21 protein-coding genes are annotated in these 24996 nt (G+C 59.9%); 9 read left to right on the plus strand and 12 right to left on the minus strand.

The window, feature by feature from the left end; translation table 11 throughout:
* The first annotated feature begins 22 nt into the window (after positions 1–22).
* Positions 23–1327 (plus strand): guanine deaminase, encoded by a 1305-nt coding sequence (guaD, locus tag HB680_RS02290; RefSeq protein ID WP_213936951.1) that lies wholly within the window; start codon positions 23–25, stop codon positions 1325–1327.
* A gap of 179 nt (positions 1328–1506) precedes the next feature.
* Here guaD and HB680_RS02295 read toward each other — a convergent pair whose 3' ends face one another.
* A complete protein-coding gene (locus HB680_RS02295) occupies positions 1507–2271 on the minus strand; it encodes a GntR family transcriptional regulator (protein WP_054054029.1) in 765 nt (254 codons plus the stop codon).
* Positions 2272–2625: 354 nt separating this feature from the next.
* On the opposite strand from HB680_RS02295, the gene HB680_RS02300 reads away from it, so the two are divergent.
* Complete coding sequence (locus HB680_RS02300) at positions 2626–3816, plus strand: benzoate/H(+) symporter BenE family transporter (protein WP_213936952.1); 1191 nt, start codon at positions 2626–2628, stop codon at positions 3814–3816.
* A gap of 153 nt (positions 3817–3969) precedes the next feature.
* Here the strand turns inward: HB680_RS02300 and HB680_RS02305 are convergent, their stop codons facing one another.
* Entirely contained in the window at positions 3970–4314 is a 345-nt protein-coding gene (locus HB680_RS02305; protein WP_007896965.1) for a YggL family protein, read from the minus strand.
* Positions 4315–4548: 234 nt separating this feature from the next.
* Here HB680_RS02305 and dacB point away from each other — a divergent pair, with 234 nt between their 5' ends.
* Positions 4549–6009, plus strand: coding sequence for a D-alanyl-D-alanine carboxypeptidase/D-alanyl-D-alanine-endopeptidase (gene dacB, locus HB680_RS02310; protein WP_213936953.1), 1461 nt, complete (start codon positions 4549–4551; stop codon positions 6007–6009).
* 239 nt (positions 6010–6248) lie between these two features.
* Here the strand turns inward: dacB and HB680_RS02315 are convergent, their stop codons facing one another.
* Together HB680_RS02315 and rlmKL are read right to left on the minus strand one after the other, a co-directional pair.
* Positions 6249–8645, minus strand: coding sequence for a diguanylate cyclase (locus HB680_RS02315; protein ID WP_213936954.1), 2397 nt, complete (start codon positions 8643–8645; stop codon positions 6249–6251).
* A gap of 145 nt (positions 8646–8790) precedes the next feature.
* Positions 8791–11061: a bifunctional 23S rRNA (guanine(2069)-N(7))-methyltransferase RlmK/23S rRNA (guanine(2445)-N(2))-methyltransferase RlmL gene (gene rlmKL, locus HB680_RS02320; RefSeq protein WP_213936955.1), complete on the minus strand. Its 2271-nt coding sequence runs from the start codon at positions 11059–11061 to the stop codon at positions 8791–8793.
* 530 nt (positions 11062–11591) lie between these two features.
* Here rlmKL and HB680_RS02325 point away from each other — a divergent pair.
* Positions 11592–11807: a ribosome modulation factor gene (locus HB680_RS02325; RefSeq protein WP_003223300.1), complete on the plus strand. Its 216-nt coding sequence runs from the start codon at positions 11592–11594 to the stop codon at positions 11805–11807.
* A gap of 250 nt (positions 11808–12057) precedes the next feature.
* Here HB680_RS02325 and HB680_RS02330 read toward each other — a convergent pair whose 3' ends face one another.
* Positions 12058–13077, minus strand: coding sequence for a quinone-dependent dihydroorotate dehydrogenase (locus HB680_RS02330; RefSeq protein WP_123403271.1), 1020 nt, complete (start codon positions 13075–13077; stop codon positions 12058–12060).
* Positions 13078–13307: 230 nt separating this feature from the next.
* Here HB680_RS02330 and HB680_RS02335 point away from each other — a divergent pair, with 230 nt between their 5' ends.
* From HB680_RS02335 to cobA, 5 genes are all read left to right on the plus strand, one after another.
* Positions 13308–14519 carry a CmpA/NrtA family ABC transporter substrate-binding protein gene (locus HB680_RS02335; protein ID WP_213936956.1) on the plus strand — a complete coding sequence of 404 codons (1212 nt, stop codon included), beginning with the start codon at positions 13308–13310 and terminating at the stop codon, positions 14517–14519.
* A 15-nt stretch (positions 14520–14534) separates the two neighbouring features.
* A complete protein-coding gene (locus HB680_RS02340) occupies positions 14535–15110 on the plus strand; it encodes an ANTAR domain-containing protein (RefSeq protein WP_018925269.1) in 576 nt (191 codons plus the stop codon).
* Positions 15111–15432: 322 nt separating this feature from the next.
* Positions 15433–16644, plus strand: a complete 1212-nt coding sequence (locus HB680_RS02345; RefSeq protein ID WP_213936957.1) for a nitrate/nitrite transporter — start codon at positions 15433–15435, stop codon at positions 16642–16644.
* Positions 16645–16651: 7 nt separating this feature from the next.
* Positions 16652–18322, plus strand: a complete 1671-nt coding sequence (locus HB680_RS02350) for a bifunctional protein-serine/threonine kinase/phosphatase (RefSeq protein ID WP_213936958.1) — start codon at positions 16652–16654, stop codon at positions 18320–18322.
* 43 nt (positions 18323–18365) lie between these two features.
* Positions 18366–19136 carry a uroporphyrinogen-III C-methyltransferase gene (gene cobA / locus HB680_RS02355; protein ID WP_213936959.1) on the plus strand — a complete coding sequence of 257 codons (771 nt, stop codon included), beginning with the start codon at positions 18366–18368 and terminating at the stop codon, positions 19134–19136.
* Positions 19137–19324: 188 nt separating this feature from the next.
* Here cobA and HB680_RS02360 read toward each other — a convergent pair whose 3' ends face one another.
* From HB680_RS02360 to HB680_RS02390, 7 genes are all read right to left on the minus strand, one after another.
* Entirely contained in the window at positions 19325–20359 is a 1035-nt protein-coding gene (locus tag HB680_RS02360) for an OmpA family protein (RefSeq protein ID WP_213936960.1), read from the minus strand.
* Between the two features lie 107 nt (positions 20360–20466).
* On the minus strand, positions 20467–21057 hold the full coding sequence (gene sigX / locus HB680_RS02365; RefSeq protein ID WP_213936961.1) for an RNA polymerase sigma factor SigX: 591 nt from the start codon (positions 21055–21057) through the stop codon (positions 20467–20469).
* An 87-nt stretch (positions 21058–21144) separates the two neighbouring features.
* Positions 21145–21969 (minus strand): mechanosensitive ion channel domain-containing protein, encoded by an 825-nt coding sequence (locus HB680_RS02370; protein ID WP_054054005.1) that lies wholly within the window; start codon positions 21967–21969, stop codon positions 21145–21147.
* Positions 21970–21971: 2 nt separating this feature from the next.
* On the minus strand, positions 21972–22220 hold the full coding sequence (locus tag HB680_RS02375) for a hypothetical protein (RefSeq protein WP_008146303.1): 249 nt from the start codon (positions 22218–22220) through the stop codon (positions 21972–21974).
* Positions 22221–22284: 64 nt separating this feature from the next.
* Positions 22285–23280 (minus strand): zinc transporter ZntB, encoded by a 996-nt coding sequence (locus tag HB680_RS02380; RefSeq protein ID WP_213936962.1) that lies wholly within the window; start codon positions 23278–23280, stop codon positions 22285–22287.
* 39 nt (positions 23281–23319) lie between these two features.
* Positions 23320–23811, minus strand: coding sequence for a ribonuclease E activity regulator RraA (gene rraA, locus HB680_RS02385; protein ID WP_213936963.1), 492 nt, complete (start codon positions 23809–23811; stop codon positions 23320–23322).
* 122 nt (positions 23812–23933) lie between these two features.
* Positions 23934–24923 (minus strand): alpha/beta fold hydrolase, encoded by a 990-nt coding sequence (locus HB680_RS02390; protein ID WP_213936964.1) that lies wholly within the window; start codon positions 24921–24923, stop codon positions 23934–23936.
* Positions 24924–24996: the final 73 nt, after the last annotated feature.

Raw genomic sequence — 24996 nt, forward strand, 5'->3', positions numbered from 1 at the left:
AGCCTAGAAACCGAGAACCCACATGCCTTTGACTCGCAAAGCCTACCGCGCCGCCATCCTGCACAGCATCGCCGACCCCGCCGAAGTCGGCATCGAAGCCTCTTATGAGTATTTCGAGGACGGCCTGCTGGTGGTCGAGAACGGCCAGATCAGCGCCATCGGCCACGCCAGCGAACTGTTGGCGACCCTGCCGGCGGACATCGAGATCACGCATTACCAGGATGCGCTGATCACTCCGGGCCTGATCGATACCCACATCCACTTGCCGCAAACCGGCATGGTCGGGGCCTACGGCGAGCAGTTGCTGGATTGGCTCAACACGTACACCTTCCCCTGCGAAAGCCAGTTCGCCGACAAGGCCCACGCCGATGAAGTGGCGGACATTTTCATCAAGGAACTGCTGCGCAACGGCACCACCACCGCGCTGGTGTTCGGCAGTGTGCACCCGCAATCGGTGAACTCGTTCTTCGAAGCCGCCCAGCAACTGGACCTGCGCATGATCGCCGGCAAGGTGATGATGGACCGCAACGCGCCGGACTACCTGACCGACACCGCCGAATCCAGCTACGTGGAAAGCAAGGCGCTGATCGAGCGCTGGCACGGCAAGGGCCGCTTGCACTATGCGGTCACCCCGCGCTTCGCCCCGACCAGCACCCCGGAACAACTGACCCTCGCCGGCCAGTTGCTCGGTGAATACCCGGACTTGTATATGCAGACCCACATCAGCGAAAACCTGAAAGAGGTCGAGTGGGTCAAGGAACTGTTCCCGGAGCGCAAGGGCTACCTGGACGTTTACGATCACTACCAGTTGCTGGGCGAGCGCTCGGTGTTTGCCCACGGCGTGCACCTGTGCGACGACGAGTGCGCGCGGCTGGCGGAAACCGGCTCGGCGATCGCCTTCTGCCCGACCTCGAACTTCTTCCTCGGCAGCGGCTTGTTCAACCTGCCGATGGCCGAGAAGCACAAGTTGAATGTCGGTTTGGGTACGGACGTGGGCGGCGGCACCAGTTTCTCGCTGCTGCAAACCTTGAACGAAGCGTACAAAGTCATGCAGTTGCAAGGCGCGCGGCTGAGCCCGTTCAAATCGCTGTACCTGGCGACCCTCGGTGGTGCACGGGCGCTGCGCCTGGAAGACAAGATCGGTACGTTGCACACGGGCACCGATGCCGACTTCCTGGTGCTGGATTACAACGCCACGCCGCTGCTCAGCTATCGCTTGAAACAGGCCAATAACATTGCCGAGACGTTGTTTGTGTTGATGACGCTGGGGGATGACCGGACGGTGTTGCAGACGTATGCGGCGGGGACATTGGTGCATCAGCGCTGAGGTTTCTTCGGGCAAAAAAATCCCCCGCGGCTGTATAGCCCGGGGGATTTTTATTGCATGTCGGCAAGATCAAAAGATCGCAGCCTCGTTTCACTCGACAGCTCCTACATTGGAATTCGTAATCCTGTAGGAGCTGTCGAGTGAAACGAGGCTGCGATCTTTTCAGCTGCACTCGACAATCAGAGCTTCGCGGTGGAGCGCCCAGGCTTCTTGGTCTGCAACAAATGCGAGAACACCGCATGCAAATCATCCGACGCACTTTCTTCGTCGAGGTTGAGTTTGCTGTCGATGTGATCCATGTGATGCATCATCAGGTCCACTGCCAATTCACCGTTGCGCGCTTCGATCGCGTCGATCAACTGGGTGTGTTCATCATAAGAACAGTGCGAGCGGTTGCCGCTTTCGTACTGGGCGATGATCAACGAGGTCTGGGACACGAGGCTGCGCTGGAAGCTGATCAGCGGTGCGTTCTTCGCCGCTTCGGCGAGTTTCAGGTGGAATTCGCCCGACAGACGGATACCGGCGCCGCGATCACCACGGGAAAAGCTGTCGCGTTCGTCGTTGACCATTTGGCGCAATTCAGCGATCTGCTCGGCGGTGGCGTGCTGCACCGCCAGTTCAGTGATCGCCCGCTCCACCAGACGGCGAGCGAGGAACACCTGACGGGCCTCTTCGACGCTCGGGCTGGCGACGACGGCGCCACGGTTCGGCCGCAGCAACACCACGCCTTCGTGGGCCAGACGCGACAGCGCGCGGCGAATGATGGTGCGGCTGACCCCGAAAATTTCCCCCAGCGCTTCTTCGCTCAACTTGGTGCCGGGCGCCAGGCGCTGTTCAAGGATAGCCTCGAAGATATGCGCGTAGACAATATCGTCCTGGGTACCGCTGCGGCCGGCTTTGCCTGCTCGCGGTTGTTTCTTTAGGGGCTGCAACTGTTCGTTCATGGGCACTCGAGTCGGGAGAACTGCGGCGAATAGACCGTGACTGTAATACGGCACAGTGGGTCGCTGGCAAGTATCGCGTAAAAAACACCGCGATTGTACACAATGGATGGTGGCAACACGACTGTATGGCTGATTGCGGCCACGGCTGTATCGCAACGGTCCGTTACCTTTGAGTTTAGGCTTGAACCCGGAATCCGCCGCTGAAACGCGAACCTTTGCGTAGGAGCTGCCGAAGGCTGCGATCTTTTGATCTTGCTTTTAAAGACGAATATCAAAAGATCGCAGCCTTCGGCAGCTCCTACATTGGATTGGGTTGAAGCGGACATCTTCACCAGAACAAGGAACACCGCTGTCATGAACGACGCCACGCACACGCAACTGCGCCCCTTGGCCGACACGTCGCCTTCGGCCATCGTCGCCGGTTTCATCGCCATGATGACCGGCTACACCAGTTCTCTGGTCCTGATGTTCCAGGCCGGACAAGCGGCGGGCCTGACCAGCGGGCAGATTTCCTCGTGGATCTGGGCGATTTCGATTGGGATGGCGATCTGCTCGATCGGCCTGTCCCTGCGTTATCGCACGCCGATCACCATTGCCTGGTCCACGCCCGGCGCGGCGTTGCTGATCACCAGCCTCGGCGGCGTGACCTACGGCGAAGCCATCGGCGCCTATATAACGTGCGCGGTGCTGGTGACCATTTGTGGTTTGACCGGCAGTTTCGAACGGCTGGTGAAAAAGATCCCGGCGTCGCTGGCCGCGGCGCTGCTGGCGGGGATCCTGTTCAAGATCGGCAGCGAGATTTTTGTCGCCGCGCAGCATCGCACCGCGTTGGTGTTGGGGATGTTCTTCACTTACCTGGTGGTCAAGCGCCTGTCGCCGCGTTACGCGGTGCTCGCCGCGCTGTTGATCGGTACGGCGCTGTCGGGGTTCATGGGGCTGCTGGACTTCAGTGGTTTTCATTTGGAACTGGCGACGCCGGTCTGGACCACGCCGCACTTCTCCCTGGCCGCGACCATCAGCATCGGCATTCCGCTGTTCGTGGTGGCAATGACCTCGCAGAACATGCCCGGTATCGCCGTGTTGCGCGCCGACGGCTACACCGTGCCGGCCTCGCCGCTGATCACCACCACCGGCATCGCCTCGTTGCTGCTGGCGCCGTTTGGCTCCCACGGCATCAACCTCGCAGCGATCAGCGCGGCAATCTGCACCGGGCCCCACGCCCATGAAGACCGCAACAAGCGCTACACGGCGGCGGTCTGGTGCGGGATTTTCTACGGGATTGCCGGGGTGTTCGGCGCGACGCTGGCGGCGTTGTTTGCCGCGTTGCCGAAAGAGTTGGTGCTGTCGATTGCGGCGCTGGCGCTGTTCGGCTCGATCATCAATGGCTTGAGCATTGCCATGAGCGAAGTCAAAGAGCGGGAAGCGGCGTTGGTCACGTTCATGGTCACGGCGTCGGGGCTGACGCTGTTTTCCATCGGGTCGGCATTCTGGGGGATTGTGGCGGGGGTGTTGACGTTGGTGATTTTGAATTGGCGTAAAAGTTAAAAGCACGCAGCCTCGTTTCACTCGACAGCTGCTACAGGGCGACGCAATCCATGTAGCAGCTGTCGAGTGAAACGAGGCTGCGATCATTTAATCCGGGCATAAAAAAACGGCGCCCCGTGGGTCGCCGCTTTTTTTAAGACAAAAGCTATGACATCAAGCTACCGGATTGATCGGCTTTTCCGGGTACCAGACGTCGATCAGCGGGCTGACGGTTGCTTCGGTCAGTTCGCTGCGGCCTTTGAGCCAGGCTTCAACAGCTGCACGCTGCTCTTCGGACACCGAGCCACGTTTCTGCAGGCAAACCAGACCGAAGTCGTCGCCGCCAACATAACCCAGACCGTTGGCTTCCATGGCTTCTTTCAGGAACGCGTCGAGGAAAGCATCAATGGCTTCATCAGCCAAATCTTCTTTGAAATCCAGGTTCAGTTCGAAACCCAGCTCTTGAAATTCATCGACGCACAGTTTTTTGCGCAGACGCTGGGAACGGTTAGTCGCCATTGGAACAATCCTCATAAGTAATAACGGGCGGCACTTTAGCAGTTTAAGGCGCCAATTGCCCGCTCCGCGGTGGCGGCCAGCCTACCGTCGGTAAAAAAATAGCGAATTAGAGGGCCGGGGCACGGCACACGCCGCGTCACCTTGGGGCATAATGCCGACACTTTCATGACCACTGAGGGATTTTATCTTCATGCCCTCGCCTTTTTTCCCCTCGCCCGTAGGGTTTTACTTCATATGATCAAATCTTTGCGTCCATTGTTACTCGCCAGTCTTCTTCTGCCCCTGGCTCTCCCGGTTTCCGCTGCTCAGATCAATACCTCGCTGACGCCCAACGTTGAAAAAGCCCTCAAGGCCAGCAAGTTGCAAGACAACGCGCTGTCCCTGGTGATGCTCCCGCTCGACGGCCCCGGCACTCCGACCATTTTCAACGCGGACGTGTCGGTCAACCCGGCCTCGACCATGAAACTGGTCACCACGTACGCGGCCCTGGAAATGCTCGGCCCGAACCACCAGTGGAAAACCGAGTTCTACACCGATGGCACCCTGAGCGGCGGCATCCTTAACGGTAACCTCTACCTCAAGGGTGGCGGCGATCCGAAGCTGAACATGGAAAAACTCTGGCTGCTGATGCGCGACCTGCGGGCCAACGGCGTGACACAAGTCACCGGCAACCTGGTGCTGGATCGCAGCTTCTTCGTGCAGCCGCAACTGCCGCAATTCAATGACGACGGCAATGACGAGAACAAACCGTTCCTGGTCAAGCCTGACTCGCTGATGGTCAACCTCAAGGCCTTGCGCTTTGTGGCGCGCAACGACAACGGCAAGGTGCTGGTGTCGGTGGAGCCGCCGATTGCGACGATTACCATCGACAATCAGGTCAAAGCAGTCAATTCCAAGCAATGCGCCGGTGGCGTGCGCTACAACCCGGTGACTCAGCCCGATGGCAGCGTGACCGTCACGGTCGGCGGCCAGTTGGGTGACGGTTGCAGCTCGCAGACCTACCTGTCGCTGCTCGACCACGCGACCTACACCGCCGGCGCCGTGCGCGCGATCTGGAAAGAACTGGGTGGCAGCATCCAGGGCAAGGATGTGCTGGCACCGACGCCAAAAGATGCCAAGGTGTTGGCGCGGGCGTTCTCGCCGGACCTCGCGGAAATCATTCGCGACATCAATAAATACAGTAACAACACCATGGCCCAGCAGTTGTTCCTGAGCCTGGGCCAGAAGTTTCGCAATGATGCCGACGGCGATGACGCCAAGGCTGCCCAGCGTATCGTTCGCCAGTGGCTGGCCCAGAAAGGCATCACTGCGCCGCACCTGGTGATGGAGAACGGTTCCGGCCTGTCCCGCGCGGAACGGGTGAGCGCCCGTGAAATGGCCGGCATGCTGCAAGCCGCGTGGCACAGCCCGTATGCCGCTGAGTTCATCAGCTCGCTGCCGATTGCCGGCACCGACGGCACCATGCGTAAACGCCTGAAGACCACCGCCATGCGCGGTGAAGCGCACATCAAGACCGGCACCCTGAACACCGTGCGCGCCATCTCGGGCTTTAGCCGCGACGTCAATGGCAACACTTGGGCAGTGGTGGCGATCCTCAACGACAAGGCACCGTTTGGCGCTTCTTCGGTGCTGGATCAGGTGCTGCTGGACCTGTATCGCCAGCCAAAAGTGGCGGCAACGGCTTCGGTACTCTAAAGCACTACAGATCCAACTGTGGGAGCGGGCTTGCTCGCGAAGAGGATGTGTCAGTCGACATCAGTGTTGAATGACGCACCGCTTTCGCGAGCAAGCCCGCTCCCACAGGGGTTCAGCGTTGGACACAATCCTTCTGATCGACCACAGATCAGTGTAGGAGCAAGGCTTGCCCGCGATGACGGCGGCACATTAAACATTGATATGACTTGGCATACCGCAATCGCGGGCAAGCCTTGCTCCTACAAGCGCTGGTTCTCCACCCGATCCCTGCCCGCCTGCTTCGCCGCATAAACCCCCGAGTCCGCCCGCAGCAACAGCGCATCGGCGCCCTCGCCGACTTGCCAACTGGCGATCCCGAAACTCGCGGTCACCGTGCCGACGCCTTCAATCGGCGAGCTGCGCAGCGCTTGCCACAACTGCAAGGCCAGGACATGCGCGTGTTCGCCGTTGATGTCCGGGCACAGCACCATGAATTCTTCACCACCGAGGCGGCAGAACACATCGGTGCGGCGCAGGCGATGGCCGATGCGCTCGCACACGGCTTGCAGCACTCGGTCGCCCACGGCGTGGCCATGCTGGTCGTTGATGCGTTTGAAATGATCGATGTCGAGCATGATCACCGACAACTCGCCGCCGCCGCGTTCGACCCGGGCCATTTCCATGGTCAGGCGCTCCTGGAAATAGCGGCGGTTGTGAATGCCGGTCAGGGAATCCGTCACCGACAGTGCCCGCAATTCTTCTTCAACCCGCTTCAGATCGGAGATGTCCGAGATATAGCCATGCCAGAGCACGCCGCCACCGGGCAGTTCCTCCGGGGTCGCCTCGCCACGCACCCAGCGCAGGCCGCCCACGGGCAGTTGCACGCGGTATTCCTCGCGCCACGGGCTGAGGGTGTCCGCCGAGGCGCGGATCGACGCGCGGACCCGGGTTGAATCCTGTGGATGAATCCGGGTGAAGATCGCTTCGGCGTTGAGCAGCAACACATCCGGTTCAAGTTCGTAGATGTCGCGGATGCCGTCACTGGCGTAAATCACACTGAAACGCCCGTCGAACTCCATCTTGAACTGGTAGATGCCGCCCGGCACATGGGCGCTGAGTTTCTTCAGCAGCAAGTCCCGCGCCGCCAGGGCCTCGTGAACGCGCTTGCGTTCGGTGATGTCGATGCAGATTGCCAGATGCCCGACCCACAACCCCTGCTCGTCCAGCACCGGGGTGGCCAGCATGTTCACCGTCAGGTGACTACCATCCTGGCGCACCAGAGTCCACTCGCGGGCTTCGTGACCACCCTCCTCGCCGCCCTCGACCAGCATCGCCTGGCAGGTCGGGATCAGCTTGCCGTAGCGGGCGCTCAATTCCGCCGAGCGGGCCACCAGTTCCCGGGGGAAATGCAGGTTTTCCAGGGTCATGCGCCCGACCACCTCCGCGGCGCTATAACCGAGCATCTGTTCGGCCCCGGCATTGAAGGTGCTGATGACCCCGCGCAGGTCAGTGGCGATGATCGCCACTTGAGTCGCGGCGTTCAGCACCCCGCGCAACTGACCGTGGGTGCCACGCAACTCTTGCTCGCGGGCACGCAGTTCTTCGGTACGCTGCTCGACCATTTTCAACGCCCGTTGACGCTGGCTGACCAACACGTAGAGCAAGGCACTGAGCAACAGGCTGAGCAAGCCGCCGAGCACCACCAGGCTGCTCACCGAAGAATGGTTGGCCTGCAGAAAGGCCTCGCTGGGCTGAATGTCCACTTGATAGTCGTGGTCGGCCAGGCGCAGCAGGCGACTCGCGGTCAGTTCACTGGCGGCCGGCGGATTCGTCGATTCAAACAGCACTTCGTGTTGATCGCTGGTGGACAGGTCGAGAATACGCACCGACAGATAGTCGCGTCCGGCCTCCGGCAGTCCGTCGGCCAGCAACTGACGCATGCTGATCACCGCCATGACGTAGCCGAGTGGCTTGTCCGCCTTAGTTTCCGCACTTTGCCGATGAATGACCGGCGCCACCAGCAACACACCTCGGGCATAGGTCGGCTCGACACTCACCAGATGCATCGGTTGCGAAACCGCCATGCTGCCCCGATCAGCCCGTTCCAGCGTGGCACGTCGCAACGGTTGGGCCAGCAGGTCGTAACCCAGCGGTGAACCGAGGCGACTTTGCGTCTGACTGTAAAGCACCACCACATATTCATCGCGCTCGGCCGCCAGTTGCAGCTCGCCGGCAGGATTGAGCTCACGAATGGAAAACTCGCTCAACCCTTCCGCGCGCACCTCGCGTTCAAACGCTGGACGCTCGTCGCGGGTCACCCGCTTGGCAAACGAATACGCCTGGGTACGGTGCAATAAAGGTTGGGTGTAACCGTCGAATTCGGCGCGGGACACCGAGTCGGAATTAGCGAAGAACCGGCGCAGGCCATCGAGGCGCTGCTCCTGATCTTCGAAACGTTCTTCGATACGGCTGTAACGCTCACTGGCCAGCAGTTGAAAGCGTTGCCGCAATTGATGGTGAAACAGGTTCAACGTCGCCCAGGCCAGCAATCCCGTGAGAATCCCGCCAGCGAGCAATACCAGCATCGCGACCAGCCAGGCCGAGACGTCTTCGCTGATAAAACCCAGGATCTTGGGGCGCACGGCGTGCAACGACATAAAACGCAACTCAAAACGCCAGGTGCCGGAAAAGCCCATTGGCCATGGGTTGAGTTATAGCTATTAGCCACTAATTTGGCCAGCCCTGAAAAGAATCCAAGAGCCTTTAAAAATCAAGGCTCTGTGGATCCAATCAGGTCAAGTGTCAGCGGGCCGTGATTTTCCAGGCACGATGGATCTTGCCGTTGCGGGCAAAGTCCGGATCGATGGTCTTGTCGGTGATTTCCTCGACCGCGTAACGGGTGGTGAGGTTCTCCTCCAGCACGAACTTGCGGAAGTTGTTGGAGAAGTACAACACGCCGCCCGGTGCGAGTCGCGCCATGGCCAGATCGATCAATTGCACCTGGTCACGCTGCACGTCGAAGATCCCTTCCATGCGCTTGGAGTTGGAGAAGGTCGGCGGGTCGATGAAGATCATGTCGAACTCGTCACGGCAGGCGTCGAGCCAAGCCATCACGTCGCCCTGCTCCAGACGGTTCTTGTCGGAGAAACCGTTCAGCGACAGGTTGCGACGCGCCCAGTCGAGGTAGGTTTTCGACAGGTCGACGCTGGTGGTGCTGCGCGCACCGCCCTTGGCCGCGTGAACACTGGCGGTCGCGGTGTAACTGTACAGATTGAGGAAGCGCTTGCCAGCCGCCTCTTTCTGGATGCGCATACGCATTGGCCGGTGGTCGAGGAACAGACCGGTGTCGAGGTAGTCGGTGAGGTTCACCAGCAACTTGACGCCGCCTTCATTGACCTCGACGAATTTGCCCTGCGCCGCCTGGCGTTCGTACTGCTTGGTGCCGCTCTGGCGCTCGCGACGCTTGACGACGACGCGGCTCTTGTCGATGTTCAAGGCCTGCGGAATCGCCGCCAAGGCATCGAACATGCGCGCCGAGGCTTTTTCCGGATCGATGGATTTCGGCGCGGCGTATTCCTGGACGTGGACCCAATCCTGATACAGGTCGATGGCCATCGAATATTCCGGCATGTCGGCGTCATACACGCGATAGCAGTCGATGCCTTCACGCTTGACCCACTTGCCCAACGCCTTGAGATTCTTTTGCAGGCGGTTGGCGAACATCTGCCCGCCTTCGCTCAAGCGCGGTTGCTCGATCACCACCGGGGCCGGTTTGATCGGGTTGCCGTTCTTGTTGTACTTCTCGTACTTGCCCGGCGCGACGTCGTTGTCTGCGACTTCGACTTCAGCCTGCTCGCGCTCGACCTGACGTTGTTCCGGGGTGCGGCGTTCGCCGGTGACGAACTGATCCGGGGTGACCTTGATCAACAGTAACTTGCACGGCAACGCGCCGTTCCAGAACGAGTACTGTTTATGGCTGCGGATGCCCATGCGCTTGCCCAGGTCCGGGGCGCCGGTGAACACGGCCGCTTCCCAGTTCAGGCAGGCCTGACGCAGACGCTCGCCGAGGTTCTGGTAGAGGTAGAGCAGGCTCGCCTCGTCACCCAGACGCTCGCCGTACGGCGGGTTGCAGATGACCAGGCCTTTCTGGTTCTGGTCCGGACGCGGCTCAAACGTGCCAACTTCGCCCTGATAGATCTTGATCCACTCGCTCAGGCCGGCGCGCTCGACGTTGTTGCGGCCCGGTTGAATCAGGCGCGGATCGGCTTCGTAGCCGCGAATCCACAGCGGTGGCTTGGCCAAGCCAGCGGCGCAACGCTCGGTGGCTTCTTCGTGGAGTTTTTTCCACAGTGCCGGAACGTGGCCGAGCCAGGCGGTGAAGCCCCACTGCTCGCGACGCAGGTTCGGCGCCATATCGGCGGCGATCATTGCCGCTTCGACGAGGAACGTACCCACACCGCACATCGGGTCAGCCAGCGCGCCGCCTTCGGCCGCAATGCGTGGCCAGCCGGAACGAATCAGGATCGCAGCCGCGAGGTTTTCCTTCAGCGGTGCCGCGCCTTGCTGCAAGCGATAGCCGCGCTGGTGGAGGCTGTGGCCGGACAGGTCGAGGGAGAGGATCGCTTCGCCACGGTCCAGGCGCAGGTGAATGCGCAGGTCCGGGTTGAGTTTGTCGATCGACGGACGGTCGCCCTGCGGGGTGCGCAGTTTGTCGACGATGGCGTCCTTGACCTTCAAGGCGCCGAAGTGGGTGTTGTCGATACCCGAGCCGTGACCGCTGAACTCGACGGCCAGCGTGCCGTCGTTGAGCATGTGGTCTTGCCACTCGATATCGAGCACGCCGTGGTACAGGTCTTCGGCGTCCTTCATCGGGAAACGCTTGAGCACCAGCAGCACCCGGTTCGCCAGACGCGACCACAGGCACAGGCGATAAGCGGTTTCCATGGTGGCCATGCCGCGCACGGCCGAGGTGTGTTCACGCGCTTCTTCAAGGCCAAGCCCGACGGCTTCCTCGATGAGCAGGCCTTCAAGACCTTTGGGGCAAGTGAGGAAGATTTCGAATTGATCGGACATTGGAATTTCAGAGCCTTTGGCTGAGTGAACCGACAACGCATTGCCGGTCCGGTTTTCAATCAGGCGCTTTTCTAAAAGAGCGCCCGCGTGGCACGAAGGTGTGCCGTCCCACCCTGACTGCTCGGGTTAAAAGAGCTTAGATGCCAGGGCAGATAAAATAGTTGAAGCAACAAAATGTCTTAAAGCGACCCTTCGTCGAATAGTACCCCAGCGTAAACGTGGGTCATTCTCACTAAAGGATGAAACCGTCATACAGCGCGGAGCTGATCATACCGGGGTTTGGCCAATAAACACGGGGCAAACATCGTGTTACTTATGGCCATAGCATCTTTATAGTTACGTCCTTATGACAAAACGATCATTCCCACGATGTGACGCATTGGTTAGAACTCAACACAGGTTGACGTCGCAACGGCGTCAACACCTTGGCTCGCGACGCCGGCAGCGAGCCGCCAACGGCAGAATTTTTCTGCCAGACCTCGATTGAGGTCGACGCGATAAATACAGTCAACAAGTGAGGGCAACACCCTATGAGAAGACTTAAGCGTGATCCGTTGGAAAGAGCATTTTTGCGCGGATATCAATATGGCGTTGGTGGCAAATCCCGTGAGCTTTGCCCATTTACTCTACCGTCGGTACGCCAAGCCTGGATTAACGGCTGGCGCGAAGGACGCGGCGACAACTGGGACGGTATGACCGGCACTGCGGGAATCCATAGACTCAACGAACTTCACGCCGTTGGCTAACAAAGGGCCTGACACTGCAACACAATCATCTGATTACGTAACACCTTAACCACGCACGTCCCATCCGGACGGCGGGCTCCGGCCCAGGGGCACCTTCGAGGTGCCCTTTTTTATGCCTGTTCCCTGGCTAACCACAATCCCTGTAGGAGCTGCCGAAGGCTGCGATCTTTTGATCTTGCTTCTCGGCCATGTTCAGGTAGCCCAAAATCAAGATCAAAAGATCGCAGCCTTCGGCAGCTCCTACCGGGGATTAGCGCAAAGCGGCTATGGCGTCGACGGATTCACGGATGAGCGCCGGGCCCTTATAGATGAAGCCCGAATACAGTTGCACCAGGCTCGCGCCCGCAGCGATTTTCTCAGCCGCGTGCTTGCCTTCGGTGATGCCACCCACGGCGATGATCGGCAAACGGCCGGCCAACTCTGCCGCCAGGACCTTCACGGTGTTCGTGCTCTTGTCGCGAACCGGCGCGCCGGACAGACCGCCCGCCTCGTCACCATGTTCCATGCCTTCAACGCCGACACGGCTCAGGGTGGTGTTGGTGGCGATCACTGCGTCCATGCCGGTTTCGATCAGCGCCTGGGCCACTTGCGCGGTTTCTTCGTCGGTCATGTCCGGGGCGATCTTGATCGCCAGCGGCACATGTTTGCCGTGACGCAGCGCCAGTTCGGCCCGGCGCTGGGCGAGGTCAGCGAGCAATTGCTTGAGCGAATCGCCGAACTGCAGACTGCGCAGGCCCGGGGTGTTCGGCGAGCTGACGTTGACCGTCACATAGCTGGCGTGGGCGTAGACCTTGTCCAGGCAGATCAGATAGTCGTCTACCGCCCGCTCAACCGGGGTATCGAAGTTCTTGCCGATGTTGATACCGAGCACGCCCTTGTACTTGGCGGCCGCGACGCGAGCCAGCAGGTGATCGACGCCGAGGTTGTTGAAACCCATGCGGTTGATGATCGCCTCGGCTTCCGGCAAGCGGAAAATCCGTGGTTTCGGGTTGCCTGGCTGCGGACGCGGCGTAATGGTGCCGATTTCGACGAAACCAAAACCCAACTGGGCAAATCCGTCGATGGCCGCACCGTTCTTGTCCAGACCGGCCGCCAGACCCACCGGGTTCGGGAACTCCAGGCCCATGACCTTCACCGGCATTTTCGCCGGCGCCTTGCACAGCAAGCCGTTGAGGCCCAAACGCCCGCCCGCGCCGATCAGGTCCAAAGACAGATCGTGGGAGGTTTCCGGGGAAAGTTTGAACAACAGCTGACGGGCCAGGGTGTACATGGGCGGGCTTGACTCGGATGGCGGCGAAATGAGGCGGCGATTATACCCGGGCATCGGGGTCGCAAGCGAGGCGCACACACAAATCAACGTTCGATGGCATATGCCTTGCACCGGCATAGGCATCAGCACTCATGCCAACGAAGGGATGAGTCGACGGACAACGGCGTCGTCACCCGGTTCTGCACATGCGGCGACCTGGGACGACGCTTTTTTTTGCAAGGTGTTTATCGATGAATGAAACCACAGTCGGCCCGCTGGCCTGGGTCAATGGCAGCGATGCCCCGGAAAAATCCGCGATCAATGTCGGCTTCATGGCCCTGAGCGACTGCGCCTCGGTGGTGGTCGCCGCCACCCAGGGCTTTGCCCAACCCTACGGCCTGACCCTGAACCTCAAGCGCCAATCGTCCTGGGCCAACCTGCGGGACAAACTGGTCAGCGGTGAGCTTGATGCCGCCCACAGCCTTTACGGCCTGATTTACGCCGTGCACCTGGGCATCGGCGGCGTCGCACCCACAGACATGGCGGTGCTGATGGGCCTGAACCAGAACGGTCAGAGCATCAACCTGTCCCACGGTTTGCAAGCGCTGGGGGTGACCAGTCCTGAGGCACTGGACCGGCACGTGCACCAAACTCGCCCAAAACTGACCTTCGCTCAGACCTTTCCCACCGGCACCCACGCCATGTGGCTGTATTACTGGCTGGCGAGTCAGGGCATTCATCCGTTGCAAGATGTCGACAGCGTGGTGGTACCACCGCCGCAAATGGTCGCGCACCTGCAAGCCGGGCGGATCGACGGTTTCTGCGTCGGCGAGCCGTGGTCCGCCAGCGCGGTCAATCAGAACCTCGGCTTTACCCTGGCGACCACCCAGACCATCTGGCCCGATCACCCGGAAAAAGTCCTCGGCTGCACCCGCGCCTTCGTCGAGCAATACCCCAACACCGCGCGGGCGCTGGTGATGGCGATCCTCGAAGCCAGCCGTTTCATCGAAGAAAGCCCGGAAAACCGCCGCAGCACCGCGCAGTTGTTGAGTGCTCCCGAGTATCTCGATGCGCCTCTGGAGTGCATTGAGCCGCGACTGCTGGGGGATTACGCCGATGGCCTGGGCAATCGCTGGCAAGACCCGCACGCCTTGCGCTTCCACGGGGGTGGCGAGGTCAATCTGCCGTACTTGTCCGATGGCATGTGGTTCATGACCCAGTTCCGCCGCTGGGGTTTGCTGCGCGAGGACCCGGACTATCTCGGCGTGGCCCGCAAGGTCCAGCAACTAGACTTATACCGTGAGGCCGCGACAGCGGTGGGCGTCGCCGCCTGGGGTCAGGAAATGCGCAGCAGTCAGTTGATCGACGGCAAAGTCTGGGACGGCTCGGACCCGGCCGGCTATGCCCGTGGTTTCAAGCTCCACGCCATGAGCGACAGCTCGCCCCTTCTCGCCAGCCGCTGACAGGAGCCTTCAAATATGTTGCGTATCCTGCTGATCAACGACACCGCGAAGAAAGTCGGACGGCTCAAAGCCGCTCTGACCGAGGCCGGGTTCGAGGTCATCGACGAATCCGGCCTGACCATCGACCTGCCCGCGCGCGTCGAAACGGTGCGCCCGGACGTGATTCTGATCGATACCGAGTCACCGAGCCGCGACGTGATGGAGCAAGTGGTGCTGGTCACCCGCGACCAGCCACGCCCGATCGTGATGTTCACCGACGAACACGACCCCGGGGTGATGCGCCAGGCGATCAAGTCCGGAGTCAGTGCCTACATCGTCGAAGGCATCCACGCACAACGCTTGCAGCCGATTCTCGACGTGGCCATGGCGCGGTTTGAAAGCGACCAGGCGCTGCGCGCCCAGCTCCACGCCCGGGACCAGCAACTGGCCGAGCGCAAGCGCATCGAGCTGGCCAAGGGGCTGCTGATGAAAATGAAGGACTGCAACGAGGAAGAGGCCTACACCCTGATGCGCCGCCAGGCCATGAGCCGCCAGCAGAAGCTGATTCAGGTAGCGGAGCAGATTATTGCCATGAGTGAGTTGTTGGGTTGAAAAGCAAAAGATCGCAGCCTTCGGCAGCTCCTACAGGGTGTACGCATTCCAACAGTAGGAGCTGCCGAAGGCTGCGATCTTTTCAGCTCCACCACAAATCCCGGATGTGGCACAAATCTGGCTAAGTAATCCACACAGGTAACCAACGGCGGTTGCCCCACCTACGACAAAGACGTCGCTCACCTCGTTCGCCCACGGCGGATCAGGTAGCGGCGTTTTTTTGTTTTGGCCCCAGAGACCGGGGCCGGTGGTGCGGCCGTTGCGGCGCCCCACCTGCAAGCTCATGACTCCTTCTCGAGACTCCCAACAGCTGAGGTGCGCGATGAATTCAAGCTTCTGGAAATCCGGCCATACCCCGACATTATTTTCGGCCTTCCTCTATTTCGACCTGAGTTTCATGGTCTGGTACCTGCTCGGCCCGCTGGCGGTGCAAATCGCCGCCGACCTGCACTTGACCACCCAACAGCGCGGGATGGTGGTGGCCACGCCGATTTTGGCCGGGGCGGTACTTCGCTTTGCGATGGGCCTGCTGGCTGATCGCCTGTCGCCAAAAACTGCCGGGATAATCGGCCAGGTGATCGTGATCTGCGCACTGTTCGGCGCCTGGAAACTCGGCATCCACAGCTACGAACAGGCGTTGGTACTCGGCCTGTTCCTGGGCATGGCTGGCGCGTCCTTCGCCGTCGCCCTGCCGTTGGCATCGCAATGGTATCCGCCGCAGCATCAAGGCAAGGCCATGGGCATCGCCGGCGCCGGTAACTCGGGCACCGTCCTCGCGGCGCTGATCGCCCCCTTGCTCGCGGCATCGTTCGGCTGGAGCAACGTTTTCGGCTTCGCCCTGATCCCGCTGATCCTGACGCTGATCGTCTTCGCCTGGCTGGCCAAAAACGCCCCGGAACGACCGAAAGCCAAGTCCATGGCCGACTACCTCAAGGCCCTGGGTGACCGCGACAGCTGGTGGTTCATGTTTTTCTACAGCGTGACCTTCGGTGGCTTCATCGGCCTGGCCAGCGCCCTGCCCGGCTACTTCAACGACCAATATGGCCTGAGCCCGGTGACCGCCGGTTACTACACCGCGGCCTGCGTGTTCGGCGGCAGTCTGATGCGCCCATTGGGCGGTGCACTGGCCGACCGTTTTGGCGGTATCCGCACGCTGCTCGGGATGTACACGGTGGCGGCGATCTGCATCGCGGCGGTGGGTTTCAACCTGCCAAGTTCCTACGCGGCGCTGGCCCTTTTCGTCTGCACCATGCTCGGTTTGGGTGCGGGTAACGGCGCGGTTTTCCAACTGGTGCCACAGCGTTTTCGCCGGGAGATCGGCGTGATGACAGGGCTGATCGGCATGGCCGGCGGCATCGGTGGCTTCGCTCTCGCGGCGGGCATGGGCGCGATCAAGCAAAGCACCGGCAGTTATCAAATGGCCTTGTGGTTGTTCGCCAGCCTTGGCGTCCTGGCCTGGTTCGGTCTGCACGGCGTGAAACGTCGCTGGAGAACCACCTGGGGTTCGGCAGCCGTGACAGCGGCGCGGGTCTGAGGCCGCAATGAGCCTGCAACTGAGTTTCGCTGAAGCCAGCGCCATTGGCCCGCGCGAGGAAAACCAGGACGCCCTGCGCCTGGTTACGCCGGCCCCGGCGTTGGCGGCGAGCAAGGGCTACCTGTTCGCCATCGCCGACGGTGTCAGCCAGTGCGCCGATGGCGGTCTCGCCGCCCGTTCGACCTTGCAGGCGCTGGCGCTGGACTACTACGCCACCCCGGAAACCTGGGGCGTGGCCCAAGCGCTGGATCGCCTGCTATCAGCACAGAATCGCTGGTTGCAGGCCAACGGCGGTGGGCAGCCGTTGCTGACCACTGTCAGCGCTCTGGTCATGCGCGGCAGGCGTTTTACCCTGGCCCATGTCGGCGATTGCCGGGTGTATCGCTGGCACGCCGACCAGTTGCAGCGGGTCAGCGAGGATCACGTCTGGGATCAACAGGGCATGCAACATGTGCTCAAGCGGGCTCTGGGACTTGATCAGCATCTGGTGCTGGATTTTCTGGATGGCGAACTGCTGCTCGATGAGAGCTTCGTTTTGCTCAGCGACGGGGTCTGGGCGGTATTGGGCGACACCGCCATTGCCGGCATCTTGCGTGACCAGCCTGATCTGCAGAGCGCCGCACAAACCCTGGTCAACGCCGCGCATCTGGCCGGCAGTCAGGACAATGCCAGCGCCCTGCTGGTGCGGGTCGATGCCCTCGGTGAAACGAACATCGGCGATGCGCTGATTCATTTGCAGCAATGGCCCCTGCCGCCGGTGCTGAAGCCGGGGCAATTCTTCGAAGGCTGGCAGGTCGAGGGGATCCTCGGCCAGAGCCAGCAATCGCTGCTGTATCGGGTGCGGGACATGCAGCAGCAACCCTGGCTCCTGAAAACCTTGCCCGGCCATTTGCACGACGACCATCAGGCCGGGCAAGCATTGCTGTCGGAGGAATGGTTTCTCAAACGCGTCGCCGGACGGCATTTTCCTGAAGTCCATACCGTCAGCCAGCGTCAGCATTTGTACTACGTGATGCGCGAATATTCGGGACAGACCCTGGCTGAATTGCAGGACCGCACCGGACCGATGCCGCTGGCGCAGTGGCAGGAACTGGCCGAACGCCTGCTGCGCGCGGTGGGCATGCTGCATCGACGGCAGATTCTGCATCGCGACATCAAACCGGAAAACCTGCTGTTGGGGGATGACGGCGAGTTGCGGCTGCTGGACTTCGGTCTCGCCTACTGCCCCGGTTTATCGCAAGACCAACCCTCTGCCCTGCCCGGTACGCCGAGCTACATCGCACCGGAAGCCTTTCGCGGGGAAACACCGACGCCGCAGCAGGATTTGTATGCGGTCGGCGTGACGCTGTTTTTCCTGCTGACCGGGCAGTATCCCTACGGCGAAATTGAAGCGTTCCAGCGGCCACGGTTTGGCGTGCCGGTCAGTGCCAGTCGCTATCGGCCCGATCTGCCGGAGTGGCTGGCGCTGAGTCTGGAACGGGCCGTCGCGGTGGATCCGCAGCAGCGCTTCGAAACGGCGGAAGAATGGTTGTTGCTGCTGGAACAGGGCGAGCGGCGCAGTTTGAGCGTGAGACCCAGACCGCTACTGGAACGTGAGCCGCTAAAGGTGTGGCGAACCCTGGCGCTGGGGTCGCTGGTGGTGAATCTGTTGCTGTTGTATCTGCTTTTTCATGGCTGAGTTTTTGGCACAGCCGATCGCCGTTATTTCGTGAGGAAACACTATGAGCGCAAAAGTCTGGCTGGTGGGTGCGGGTCCCGGCGATCCTGAATTGTTGACCCTCAAGGCTGTTCGGGCCTTGCGGGAAGCGGATGTGGTACTGATCGACGACCTGGTCAACGAAGCGGTGCTGGAACATTGCCCGGGTGCGCGGATCATTCCCGTCGGCAAGCGCAGCGGCTGTCGATCCACGCCTCAAGCGTTCATTCATCGACTGATGCTGCGTTATGCCCGTCACGGCAAATGTGTGGTGCGGCTCAAGGGCGGCGATCCGTGCATTTTTGGTCGCGGCGGCGAAGAGGCGCAATGGCTGCGCGAGCATGGCGTTGACGTTGAGCTGGTCAATGGCATCACCGCCGGACTGGCTGGCGCAACGCAATGCGATATCCCGTTGACCCTGCGCGGTGTGGCACGCGGCGTGACGCTGGTCACCGCCCACACGCAGGACGACAGCAGTCTGAACTGGCAGGCCTTGGCCCAGGGCGGTACGACGCTGGTGATTTACATGGGTGTGGCGAAGCTGAGTGAGATCCGCGAGCAACTGCTGGCCGGCGGCATGGCCGCGCAGACGCCGGTGGCGATGATTGAAAACGCTTCATTGCCTTGCCAGCGGGAATGTCGGAGTAGCCTGACGGCGATGGAGGAAGATGCCTACGGCTTTGGGTTGAAAAGCCCGGCGATCCTGGTGATTGGTGCGGTGGCGGCCTGCGAAGAAATCAAAAGATCGCAGCCTCGCTCCGCGAGTCAGTTCCTACATTCGAACGCGTCCTCGTAGGAAAAAGATCAAAAGATCGCAGCCTCGTTTCACTCGTCAGCTCCTACAAGGATGCATTCCAATGTAGGAGCTGACGAGTGAAACGAGGCTGCGATCTTTATGAGGCCGCGATCAAACCCTCGCCAAAACCCAAATCGCAGACAAAGAAAAGCCCGGCCTAAGCCGGGCTTTTCAGAGCTGCGAGCTAATTACTTAGCTTGAGCTTCAACCTGCGCTTCTACGCGACGGTTTACAGCGCGACCAGCTTCAGTTTTGTTGTCAGCAACTGGGCGGGATTCGCCGTAGCCAACAGACTGAACGCGGGAAGATTCAACACCGTACTGGTTGGTCAGAACTTGCTTAACGGCGTTTGCACGACGCTCGGACAGTTTCTGGTTGTAAGCGTCAGGACCGACGGAGTCAGTGTGACCTTCAACAGTAGTGGTGGTGGATGGGTACTGTTTCATGAAATCAGCGAGGTTTTTGATGTCGCCGTAGCTGTTAGGCTTGACTACCGACTTGTCGAAGTCGAATTTCACGTCCAGTTCAACACGAACAACTTCAGCAACTGCTGGGCAGCCATCAGCGTCAACAGTTACGTTGGCTGGGGTGTCCGGGCACTTGTCAACGTTGTCGCAAACGCCATCGTTGTCGCTGTCGGAGCAGACTTCAGCTGGTGCTGGAACTGGAGCAGCAGCAGGCTTGGAGCCGCCACCGAAGTTCACACCGATACCGACGCTTGGAGCCCACTCGGTGTCGCCTTTGTCGATGTTGTACTGAGCTTCAACGCCGGCACGAGCGTAGAAGTTGTCGGTGAAGTACAGCTTGGCACCGCCGCCAACGTTGGCGAAGGTGGAACGGTCACGACCGCCCGAACCGTTCTGACCGATGCTCTGATCGGAGAAACCGGCCGAAACGTACGGACGCAGCATGTCGCCCGGGTTGTTGAAGTGGTACAGAGCGTCCAGAGCGGTGTTGGCGCCCTTGATGTTACGACCGTCGTCGGAACGCACGTTGTGCACTTCGTCGTAGCCCAGACGCAGTTCAACGTCGTCGGTCAGGAAGTAACCAACCGAACCACCGAACAGGTTGCCGTTGTTCTTGAAGTTACGAGCGCTGTCGAATTGTTCTTTCTTGGCGAAGCCTTCGATTTCAACTGCGCCTTGGCCTTGTGCCAGAGCGCCGAACGAAGTGGCCGCAATAAGAGAACCAATGGCAAAGCCCAAGGTGTTTTTCAGTTTCATCCGTTAAATCCCCATCTGGTGATTGTGAAGCAGTCCCGCAAACCGGGGGACAACTCGGCGGCAAGTCTATCAGAACTTGCCTACACGTAAGAGATATTTGCTCTGAACTAAGTTTCAGCAACGCCTGCAAATTTCTCACGCAATTTATCTAGAGCACGTTTGTAACGCATTTTTGTCGCACTCAAACCCATGTGCATGATGTCTGCGATCTCCTGAAATTCCAGCTCTGCGACAAATCGTAGCACCAGAATTTCACGGTCAATCGGGTTCACATACACCAGCCAGCGATCAAGTCCGCCCTTATCCTCGGGGTTCGGCGTCTTTTCTTCAGACGCTTCCTCAAGGGGGTCCAGACTCAAAGCGTCCATCAAGCGACGCTTTCGCCGTTCTTTCCGATACTGTGTGATGCACTCGTTGTACGTGATGCTGTATAGCCATGTTTTGAACTTCGATTTCCCCTCGAAGTTCTTCAGGCCGTACAACACCTTCAACATCACTTCCTGACAGACATCGTCTGCATCGCGATCGTTCCCAAGATATCGTGCACAAACGTTAAATAATGTTCGTTGGTAACGCCGCATCAGTTCTTCATAGGCGCGCGTTACGTGAAACAGCTCGGTATGCGAGCGCGCGACCAACTCCTCATCAGAGAGCTCGCGGGGGTCGTAGCGCGTGGAGAGCGATTGAGCTTTATTCAAAACAAGTCGGGCCGACAGTCAGGTCAATGTCCGCCGCAGCCCTTTCAGGGCATTTTGCGGCGGCATACATTAGCAGGGTTTGCCGGGTTAGCGGCTACTCACATGCTGCTCCAGGAGGATCCGATTGGAGAGAGAGACTAGCTCACCCTCGTCGGTCAGCAATGTGGTTTTAACCGTGCCGATCTCTTCGATCTGACCTTCGACCTCGCCAACACGCACTTGTTGCCCAACCTGATACAACTCACGCACATAGATTCCCGCAAGAATCTGACCGGCAATTTCCCGGCTTCCCAACCCCATGGCCAGCGCAACCGCCAGACCAACGGTAATCAGTACGATCACAATCACGTGGTTAAGCAGGTCAGTCTTGACCTCCAACTGACTGATCGCAACCGACAAACTGATGATAATCACCAGGCCCTGGGCAATTCGCCCCAGGCCAGACGCGTAATCCAGCCCTACACCCTCTGCCGCCCCGCGCACCAGCCCATTGGCCAGTTGCGCCAGCAGCACACCCACCAGCAACACCAGCGCGGCGCCAAATACTTTCGGCAAATACAGCGCAAGCATATCCAGCGTAGCTGAAACTCGCTCAAGTCCAAGGGATTCTGCGGCAGAAACCAGGAAAATCAGCAAAACGAACCAATAGACAATCTTGCCAATCAGGGTCGAAATGGGCACCTGAAGGCCGGCACGCGACAACAGTTTGGTCAGACCAGTACCGCCCATCAGGCGATCGAGACCCAATTTGGCGAGCAGCTTGGACAACAAGGTGTCCAGAAGCTTGGCTACGACAAAACCCAACAGTAGGACAACCAGGGCACCGAAGAGGTTCGGAATGAAATTCGCAACCTTGGTCCACAACGCAGTCATTGCAGTGACGAGGCTCTGAGTCCAGAGATCAAGTTCCATATTCAATCAGCCTTATCAGCAGTGCGAACGGTAGGTTTACGGTGGCGGGAGACCGGCGCGACGTGGGCCGATCCATTGTTCAAGGCAATCATCAGCGCGGGCAGCCAGCGGCCCAGCAGGCTGAACAGATCGCCGGCGCCGACCTGGCGGTTGGCGGTTTTCAGGACACGGCCAAGGCACGCATCGTCGTCCCGAGTGGACGGAGATGCCTTGAGCATGTCACGCAAAGACTGTTCAAACGGATCGTGCATACGCACCTCTCGTGATGTCTGTGAAAGACGCGATCAAATTTGCCCGGGTCACATGGCTCATCAATCACACCCAACGCAAACGTCGGAATAACCACCACTGGCCGAGTGCCACCGAAACCATCATCAGGCACGCAATCAGGAAGCCATAGGGGCTGGCAGAGAACGGAATGCCGCCGACATTGATACCCAAAAGACCGGTCAGAAAACTCATCGGCAAAAAGATCCCGGTGATGATCCCGAAGCGGTACATCGTGCGGTTCATGCGCACGCTCAAACGCCGGTCTTCGGCCTCCAGGACCAGCCCCACCCGCTCCCGGGTCAATTCCAGCTCCTCGAGATAGCGGGTCAGGCTGTTGTTCAATTCATTCCAGTAATCGCCGTCGTCTTCGACAAACCACGGCAGTTTTATCCGCGTCAGTTGTCCGAAAATATCCCGCTGCGGAGCCAGGAAGCGTTTCAGCCCGGCGGCCCTGCGACGGATCTGCAAAATGGCCCCATGCTCGGGTGTATACCGTTCGTCGGCATCCAGTTTTTCTTCTTCCTCATCGACCACTTCCGAGAGGCAAGTGACCAGATCCTGCACCTTATTGGTCAGGTACTGAGCCATATAAAGGATGAGTTCGGAGGCGGTTTTCGGTCCCTTGCCTTCGGCGAGCTGCACCAGCAATTCATCGGTGGCACGCAACGGACGCAAACGCAGGGAAATCACCCGCGGGGCCGAAGCAAAGATGCGCACAGAAACCATGTCCTCCGGCTCCGCGCCGGGGTTCAGGTTCACTCCACGCAAAAATAGCAGCAGTTCGCTGTCGGAAAGCTGTAAAAGACGCGGACGGGTGTTCTCTTCGAGCAGCAGATCACAGCTGAATTCGCTCAGACCGCTGGACTTACGCAACCAGGTCTGGGTTTGCGGGTGACTGCGATCCCAATGCAGCCACAGGCTTTCATGCTCCTGCAGCTGCAAGTCATCGAGATCAGTCCGGGCTATCGAACGCGCACCGCCTTTACCGTCCAGCACCAGGGCATGCACCAGCCCCCACTGCGCGTTTTCTTCCTCGAACATCCTCACCCCATGTTTGCCACGAAAATTCGCATCGACGCTTTATTCAGGCATCTGCAGCGGGCTTGGCGAGATGATCACGCCGTTATTGTCCGCATAAATGTAATGCCCTGGATGGAACGTCACGCCGGCAAAGGTCACGGCGACGTTGAGATCACCGATACCGCGCTTGTCGGTTTTCATCGGGTGACTGGCCAGGGCCTGAACCCCGAGGTCGGTTTGCGCGATGACATCGACGTCACGGATGCAACCGTAGATCACCAGCCCTTCCCAGCCGTTCTTGGCGGCTTTCTCGGCCAACATGTCGCCAAGCAAGGCGCGACGCAGGGAACCGCCACCGTCGACCACCAGGACCTTGCCGTCACCCTTGAGCTCGACTTGCTCTTTGACCAGCGAGTTGTCTTCGAAACATTTGATGGTCACGATCTCGCCGCCGAAGGAATCACGGCCGCCGAAATTGCTGAACATCGGTTCCAGCACCTGCACCAGCTCTGGATAGGCATCGCACAGGTCAGGCGTGAGGTAATGGTTCATCGAGAAACTCCTGTAAAGAGGAAGACAATCGAAGGATGTCGCAAAGTGACCAAAAAAGCTCAATGCGTCATATCTTAGCCGCAAGCCGACCGGAGCGAAATGCCCTTGTTAGAGCAGTGCGCTCAGACGGCGGTGGCCAAATCCGGCTTTTCCCCGAGCAACGCAGTCTGCTGGTCGGCCAACCAGCGCGCCACCAACGGCCAGACTTCGACCTGCGCCGCTTTGCTTACCAGCATTTCAACATGGCCAAAATTGTCGGCGAAACCCTGCTCGCGTCCCAGGTTGATGAACTGTTTGTGCTCGGAGCCGAGCTGATCGAACAGTTTGCGACACGCCCAGGCCGGGTCCTGATGATCGCCCGCCGCACTCACTGCCAACACCGGCAACTGAACTTCGGCCAGTCCGGCCCACCAGTCCTTGTCCGCATCGCCAAAGCGCCCGAACAGGCCGTACCAGCGCATGCTTTCCAGGGCCAGGCCAATCGGCTCGTCCTCCGGGCCGCGTTTGAGCCGTGAACCGGACAACTGCGCAAAGCGCTTGAGAATGAAGCGCCCGCCCCACTCCACCGGCGGAATCTTCAGTGGCCAATAGGTGCGACTGACCTGCGTCCCGAAAAACGCCGCCGACGCCACCACCGGTTCGCCGATGTACTGACCACCGAGCGCGGCCGCCAGGGTAATGCCGCCCAAGGAATGGCCGATCCAGTGCGGGACCTGGCCACTTTGTTCGCGCACGAACGCACCGATGGCCGGCAGGTCGTAACGGGCGTAGTCGCAAACGCGGTTCTTGCGGTAGTTCTGGTTGCGCTGGGACAAACCGTGACCGCGCATTTCCGGGATCCACACGTCGAATCCCAGGCGCGTCAGGTAGGCGCCCAACCCCAGGCCCTTCGGGGAAAACCAGAACCGGCGATTGGAAAAGCTGCCATGCAGCAAAATCACCGGAACGCCGCGCGTGTCAGAGCCGTCCGCCATGCCCAGGCGGGTCACCGCCAGCTCGACGGTGCCATCAGGGCTGTTGCCGGGTTTCAATCGATACACGTCTTCGCTCAGATCGCCGCGCCGCTCGGCGCTGATCAGGGCGACAGGAAATAGGTTGCTGCTGCTTTGCATAATGCTCTTGCACAAAAAAGGGCGGCGTCCAGAGGAGCCCGCCCTACTTGAATCTCAGAAAACGACTACCCTC

Origin of the sequence: Pseudomonas sp. dw_612 (assembly GCF_018449725.1) — a bacterium.
In the GTDB taxonomy this organism is placed as follows: domain Bacteria; phylum Pseudomonadota; class Gammaproteobacteria; order Pseudomonadales; family Pseudomonadaceae; genus Aquipseudomonas.